Genomic DNA, 3,356 nt, shown 5'->3' on the forward strand with positions numbered 1-3,356 from the left:
CCTCCAGGGCGACTGCGGACCGGAAGGAATTGAGTGCGGCTGCGGGTCCGGTCGGGGGCGCTACGGGAGCCCCTGCGGTTATGGGGTCCTGCTGGAAGACCAGACCGGTGGCGCAGGCAGTCAGAGCCCTCAGGTAGAGGACGGCTCCAGTAGTGGACTCGATGAACGCACGCCAGTTGAGCGAGTCGTGTCCCGGTACGGGCAGAGCGAAGAGCACCTCGATAACCCGGTAGAAATGCTGCGGGGCGAGAGTGCTGGGGACGGGAGGAAGCGGAAGCTTCGGGGGTGCCTCCTCCAGCCTTTCGGTCGGTGTGTGGCGCGTCTCCGGGTCGAACCTCTGGTCCGGGTCGTACTCGTAGATCAGAACCTGAGGAGTGGCGTTGAGCGTAGGAACTTCACTGGTCCGCACCCCCAGCAGTGACTTGAGAGTTCCGGGCGTTATGTCGCCGGGACTGTAGGGCGCCGCTTCCAGCGACTCCTCCGGGAGGGAGATGTCCTCCTTGACGGAACTCTGAGACGCCGTGATCCGCATCGGATCCGGCTGGATCGTGATGCTGACTCCCGCCTCCCACACCGGCAGGCCGTCATACTTTTGCTGGTACGAAACCAGCGTGGTTCCCATGACCTCCTTCTCCTCGACAAGTTCCAGAGTGCTGTGCCCCGGCGGTGCGGCTGAACTTTCGGCGGCGAGCGCATCGTGGCCGCCGGCCCCCGGCAGCGTCGACGCGTGTATCCCGTAGATGGGCGCGACTTCACGCAGGTAGTTCTCGGCGAGAATCTGGGCTGTCGCGGCCCGATAGGCTCCGGAGTCCTCGTCGACTTCTGCCTGGTCATCTGCGGGTGAGACTGCCACGAAGGGCTCCTGGAAATGTTCCAGGTGCTGTACCTTGCCATGGTTGTCACGGTGGACATTATCCGTGAGCTCGAAAACCACGATGACTCCTTCAACTATCGAGTGGCAGAAATCCACGCTGCGGCGGTCGCTACGCGTGCTATATCCCTCGCGTAAACCGAGTTGATTATCCTGTCGGCGGGCAGGTGATAATTCGGATTGGGCTCCGGATTTGAGGAGGTGCGCCCAGGGCCGGCAAAAAAGTCCTCACACGCCAGACAAGCCGCATACCCCTGGAGTTGGAAGCTGTAATGGTCGCTGCGGTGCTCGGCCGGATCGCCCTCACCGTCGGAGCCGGGGTACAGCTGGGGTGTCGGAAGGCTCGGTGATATCTGCTGTGTCGTGGCCGCGATCAGTTCGGCGAGCCGAATCGATCGCGCTTGCACGTCCACCGAGGGGGTGAACCCCGCGTGCAATTCGAAGTTCCTGGGCTGCTCGACGTCGTAGCCGATCATGTCCATCTGCAGAACCGCCACAATGTCGGTGCCGAGCCGAGCCTGGTCCAGGGCGTATGCGTGGCTGCCCACGAGCCCATGCTCCTCCGCGTTGAAGAAGACGAAACGGACTTCGCGCCGTGGCATGTCGGCCTCCGCGGCCTCCAGGGCCAGGATTGCCCTCACCGCGCAGAGGACACCCGCGATTCCACTGCCGTCGTCGTCGGCTCCGGGTGCGGGGTCGACCCGTGCGCGATAGCCGGGCTGCCGTGCCGCCGTGGAGTCCATGTGCGCGGTCACCAGAACAACGCCGGGAAGACCAGATCCAGAAAGGACGGCCTCGACGTTCTCATAGCGCCGGCCCTCGTGAATGAACCGGTGAGTCCGAGCCGTCAGACGGCCGGCAGCCGACGCGGTCAGGTCGTCCAGCAGGGCCCGGGTCGTGGAGTTGTTGTCGGGGTGATGAATATGACGGCTTCGAATGTCCACGTTCCCGGACGCCGGACGAGCTCCGGTGTACCGGTCCACTTCGTCGCCGATGCGTTCTGTCGTGATCTGGTACTCAATGAGCTCCCCCTCCTGCGGCGTCAGCCTCGGGGCATCCGAGAGCCTCGGGGCATCCGAGCTGAGACCGCTCTCTGTTTGCGCGTGCCACGTTGCCGGGGCGACCGCCCCCGAGGGTCCATCCCCGTCCGCAGGCGCGGCCAGCAGCATCGGAGAGGCCTGGAGCTTCAGATTGTGACCGTGGCGTGCCCCCGCGAAATGGTGGCTCTCCACCGAGCGCCCGGCAGGCATTGCGACGAAAAGCCCCTCCTCTGTAGAACTGAGCACCCGCCGCGCTGCACTGTCATCGATGAAGGAGCTGAACGAGTTGCCGATCGCCGCTCCGAAGCCGCTCTCACTTTGCTGGTCATCGCGGAGGAGGTAGAGATCCGTGGTAAGCGGCTCGTCGTCGTCTCCCAGACGGTCGACGAAGAACCCCAGGTCGTCCAGCTCAAGGGCCGTTACCGCGTCGGCCACCGCATACAGATCGACCGAAGCGTCCGACGAAGGGCTCCGGTGACGCACGGCCGCGTGTAGTGGAACCAGTGGCTTCTCCCGTAGGAGAGAACGCCAGTCCGCGCCGTCCGCCTCGGCCGGATCGATGCGAACACGCAGATAGCGCAAGGGCGATAGCCGGGAGAGTACTACCCGTGCGAGATCCGGATGCGGGGCGACGAGGAAACCCGCGAGACGGGCGAAGGACCGTTCAGTGGCGTCCTCGCCGACGAAGAGCAGGCGTGGACTTCCGGCCGCGCCGTTCTTCGCCGCCAGAGCGGCCTGCTCGAATAGGAGCATTGAATTTTTTGGACCGTAGAGAATGAGTTGGCGATCGAAAAACGACAACAAGCCAGCTGCATCAAGTGCTGCATTTATGTGCGCTTCTGGAATGGAGCCGCGATCGAAAAGGATTCCGAGGTGGACGCCATCGCTCCGCAGATCCTCAAGAACAGACGTGGCGTCAGGGTAGGCCGCCAGGTCTTGTATATCTGTCGCATCGGCGGATGCTCGAACAGAAGCCAGTGTGTTTTCGATGTCGAAGAAGGCGACTCTTCTCGTATCCTCAGCCATTGAAGGGTCCCTCCTTGGCGGTCGAAAGTGCCGCACCGACCTGCTGCATTGACGGTGAGCCAGCTTTTCCTTGCGGCGTTCGCGCCCGACGCATGCCATCTCTTTGTGGGTGGCATACTTCAATTTCCTAGCGGCGTTCTTCTGTGTTCCGCGCTTCTCGTACTGGTCCCCTCGTAGCAGCATGAAACAAGAACGCCGTAGTTGCAACCGGTGAAATGCGTTACGCTTCAATTGTGCGGGATGAAATAATTTCCAGTTCAATATTTTTGCCGGCTAGGTGATGGACTGGAGAATTACTGAGGTTGAACTCGTGATGTCGCTGGGTTGCTCAGGTGGGTCTGATGGTCAGGCCGGTCTCGGTGAGGCAGCCGTCTACGAGGTCGCTGCGGTACTGGATGTGCCGTAGGCCGCGTCGGATG

General features: G+C 62.7%; 2 protein-coding genes and 1 pseudogene. All 3 read right to left on the reverse strand.

Going from position 1 to position 3,356, the window contains the following annotated elements:
- A partial coding sequence (locus tag GL263_RS23820) for a hypothetical protein (protein ID WP_182857806.1) occupies nt 1-934 on the reverse strand: 934 nt, incomplete at its 3' end.
- Nucleotides 935-948: 14 nt separating this feature from the next.
- Nucleotides 949-2,937: a M28 family peptidase gene (locus tag GL263_RS23825; RefSeq protein ID WP_182857807.1), complete on the reverse strand. Its 1,989-nt coding sequence runs from the start codon at nt 2,935-2,937 to the stop codon at nt 949-951.
- Between the two features lie 328 nt (nt 2,938-3,265).
- Nucleotides 3,266-3,356, reverse strand: a pseudogene (locus GL263_RS28635) (transposase); the annotation flags it as partial.

It is taken from the genome of Streptomyces durbertensis (assembly GCF_014156695.1).
GTDB classification, from domain to species: Bacteria; Actinomycetota; Actinomycetes; order Streptomycetales; family Streptomycetaceae; genus Streptomyces; species Streptomyces durbertensis.

Coding starts and splice junctions, on each gene's coding strand:
- GL263_RS23825 (WP_182857807.1), bottom strand. CDS start 2,937: ATGGCTGAGGATACGAGAAGAGTCGCCTTCTTCGACATCGAAAACACA.